Here is a 3,417-nt window from a genome sequence, read left to right on the forward strand (position 1 = left end):
GGGCATTGGGCATTGGGCATTGGGCATTGGGCATTGGGCATTGGGCATTGGGCATAGTTATTTTTCTTGTCCCCTTGTCTCCCCCTGCTCCCCCTGCCTCCCCTGCCTCCCTGCCCCCTGCCTCCCCTGCTCCCCTTCAATTGAAAACTCAGGAGTAGGTTACATTGAAACTTGTATCTGATCCAGCGATCGCTAAGAAAATTCGTAAAATGAATCAGCGGGTAAGGTGGCAAGATCCGTTAATTGTGGAACGGAACATCGACCAAACTAGGCTGGTGTTGGAGGATGGTCAAACAGAGAATTCTGAATTCTCATTTTTAGTTGTAGGTGATAGTGGTTCCGGCAAGCACCGGGGACACAATCCCCAGCGAAAGGTGGCTGAACTTATGTTGCCCCATCACAGTGAATGCCGTTTTATGCTGCATACCGGGGATGTGATCTATTTAGTGGGGTCGAGTGAATACTATCAGCAGAACTTCATCCAGCCTTATCGAGAGTTTCTCTTGGGGGGAGAGCATCCCAGACAGATTACTTATGACCAGATGATTTTTAAGTTGCCCATTTTACCTGTGCTGGGAAATCACGATTACTATAACTTGCCGATTCTATTGAGCTTGGCATCTCTGACAACATTACCCATTCGCCGCCTATTGCGATCGCGGTTAGATTTGGATGTAGGCTTACATGGCTCAGGAACGGGTGAAGCCTACGCACGGGCATTTCTGGACTATCTTCAGGCGTTTCAGCTTCCGGGAGAGCTAAATTATCATTTAAATCAGTACTACACAGCCAAGACAGATACAGGTTATTGTCTGAACTATCAACCTGGGCACTTTACCCGCCTTCCCAATCGCTACTACACTTTTCGCTATGGCGGTATTGATTTCTTTGCCTTGGATTCAAATACATTTAACGATCCACCACCGCTACCTAAAACAAAACAAGGCAATGCTGATCGCAGAATTTTAGAAAAACGTCGTGAAGATTTAGAGCAAGAAAAGCAGCAAATCATTGAAAAATCAGCCAAGTTTCGTCCAGAAAACCCTATTGAAGCTGACCAATTAGACGACTACCACGCCAAGCTATCACAAATTGAAGAAATTATTGTTGATATCGACAAGCAATTAGCTGCTGATAAAACAACGCTGACTGACACTGAACAACTGGAGTGGCTCAAGCAAAGATTAATTGAATCTTGGAATAATTCTGAAGTTCGAGGAAGAATAATTTATTTCCATCATCCTCCCTATGTAACTGAGGCGACAAAGTGGCAACAAGCACAAACTTTGATAATTCGCGATCGCCTTCGTGGTGTGCTGGATGCGGTAGCTAAAGAAATAGGCTCCCTAACTCAAGGGCGTCCTTTAGTCGATTTGGTATTAAACGGTCACGCCCACTGCTTGGAACACCTGGAGACAATGGATACAGGACACGCTGACTCTCATATCCACTGGATTGTTTGTGGTGGTAGCGGGTTTAGTTTGCGCCGCCAGAGGGCTGAGGGAGCAGATTTGATGGAGGAAAATAGATTAGTGGCGCGATCGCATCTCTTCATTGGTCGCAACGGTGAAGGTTCTCAGAAGCGGCGACCCTACTCAGGTTTACGCATTGACGTTAAAGGTGAAGGCCATCCCAAGTTCATTGTTCGTCCCTTGGTTGCCGAATGGCATCAGCGGCAATGGCATAATCGTGAACTTGAACCCTTGATGATCTAACATACTTCTAGAAATATTGGTTTCATACCCATATATATAAGTAGAGACGCAATCATTGCGTCTCTACAAACCGCCTATTTAGCCTTCTTACGTGTAATTGCACCCAGCAAAAAGGATGGTTGTAATTAAACTATTCCTGGGCCTCTACCACGTGTGTCACCCTTTTCGGTCAACTTCCCTTCTTCGTCCTGATTAACTTCTCCGAGTTCTTCAACCCGATGGGCGGTATCTTCTGCTGCTGCCTTGCGTGCATCACCCGGTTCTTCATAGTACATTTCCGGTTCAACAGCATAGTTGTTCAACAAACCTTCTTTGTCCACGGTATATCCGTCAGTGGTACGTACACTACCCGGATCGGTTTGGTCATCGGTAGGCGCGTCTGCTTCCCTTTCTTCTGTGGGGAGTGTTTTGTACGTTGTTCCTTCTCTTTCCATTCGAGCAGCTGTTTCAGCTGGGATAATACCGCGATCGTATGTATCTACTTCAGCTCGGTCAGATGAATCAATATCTCTCTTAACTGCTTCATTATTAGCCATAATTTATGTCCTCGTTAAAGAATCTATTAAATAACCTCAAAGCCTAGATTAGGCTGTTTTCCATCTTCGATCTACTATCTTTAGAAGTGATTTAAAATTAAATGTAATGTTATGCTCTCTATCTTTTGATGTATCCAAAAGGCTAAATTACGTTCACTGTGTAAAACAATGGTTTTAGCTGAAGTTAACGGCAATGAATATTATTGCGTTCCTTGTGGATTATATATCCGAAATCAGATAGTTACAAAATTCCCGACTTTTTAGAGTCGGGAATGTGAACCTTTAGATTGTATATGTTTGATTAGCGAACGATACAGACTAGTACCGCATGGTGGAAATAAACATATCATTTCAAATGGCGCAAGAAGCTCAGTATCCAATTCTTTTTACTTTTGAGAGCCAGTTGCTAAAGAGTGTAGCAAGATCCCCGTAGGAGTAGACTCCAATTAAAAATTGAAAATGCCAAATTAAAAATTGAGAAAAATTCCTAAATTTTTAATTCTTCATTTTTAATTCCCAGAAAGGATTGACTTCCGCCCTACGGTACTAGTTTAATGGTTGGGAAATTTATTCGCCCACAAATTGGTTTTTTAGTGATTGAATTTCATCGGCTAATTCTTGCCGAGTTGAAGCCTTCAGTAGATAACGAGAAATAAACCAAGTAGCGTAACCAATACCAATTAACTCAAAAGTCGGTGATAGTAGTGGAATATCATTGATTGCATCCAGTACTGCTAGTACTACCTTTGCTGTAACAATCGCCGCTAAAATGAAAGCAACAGTTGTTAAAGGCTGGTTGTAGTCCTTAAAAAAGCGACCTATGTATTCTGGTAATTGCTGCAAAAATTGAGAAACTTGTCTGCTAATTTGCTGCCATTGAGATTCAGGTTCACTTGCTGGCGGTAGCTTTGGCAAGTTTGCAGTATCTGTACCTTCAAGTGCTAGTGTACCTTCTGACAAGGAGGCATTGAAGGATTCACGTTGCTGTTGTTCGGTTTCCATAGTTTTTATTTTCTACAAGTACAAGAATTTCTATAACTGACCGATCGTCAATAAATATAATTATTAAGATAGTCAGTTGTCAATTATTAATGGTCAGCAAGAAATATAGGACTCATATTTGATTGCGTGAAAAAACTCCGTACAGATCAAAAAGCCTTCTTGCC

The 3,417-nt window shown here is 42.5% G+C and carries 3 protein-coding genes; 1 reads left to right on the forward strand and 2 read right to left on the reverse strand.

The genetic code is table 11. The annotated features are described in order from the left end of the window. Positions 1 to 164: 164 nt before the first annotated feature. A complete protein-coding gene (locus tag VB740_RS36205) occupies positions 165 to 1,715 on the forward strand; it encodes a metallophosphoesterase (protein ID WP_323204623.1) in 1,551 nt (516 codons plus the stop codon). 125 nt (positions 1,716 to 1,840) lie between these two features. On the opposite strand, the gene VB740_RS36210 is transcribed toward VB740_RS36205, so the two are convergent. Together VB740_RS36210 and VB740_RS36215 are read right to left on the reverse strand one after the other, a co-directional pair. Next, positions 1,841 to 2,251, reverse strand: coding sequence for a hypothetical protein (locus VB740_RS36210; RefSeq protein WP_323204624.1), 411 nt, complete (start codon positions 2,249 to 2,251; stop codon positions 1,841 to 1,843). Positions 2,252 to 2,818: 567 nt separating this feature from the next. Further along, entirely contained in the window at positions 2,819 to 3,253 is a 435-nt protein-coding gene (locus VB740_RS36215) for a CAAD domain-containing protein (protein WP_323204625.1), read from the reverse strand. Positions 3,254 to 3,417: the final 164 nt, after the last annotated feature.

Source organism: Nostoc sp. UHCC 0251 (genome assembly GCF_034932245.1).
Taxonomy (GTDB): Bacteria; Cyanobacteriota; Cyanobacteriia; order Cyanobacteriales; family Nostocaceae; genus Nostoc.

Bases quoted from the DNA above. Each gene is read 5' to 3' on its own strand.
- VB740_RS36210 (WP_323204624.1), bottom strand. From the start codon at position 2,251: ATGGCTAATAATGAAGCAGTTAAGAGAGATATTGATTCATCTGACCGA.
- VB740_RS36215 (WP_323204625.1), bottom strand. From the start codon at position 3,253: ATGGAAACCGAACAACAGCAACGTGAATCCTTCAATGCCTCCTTGTCA.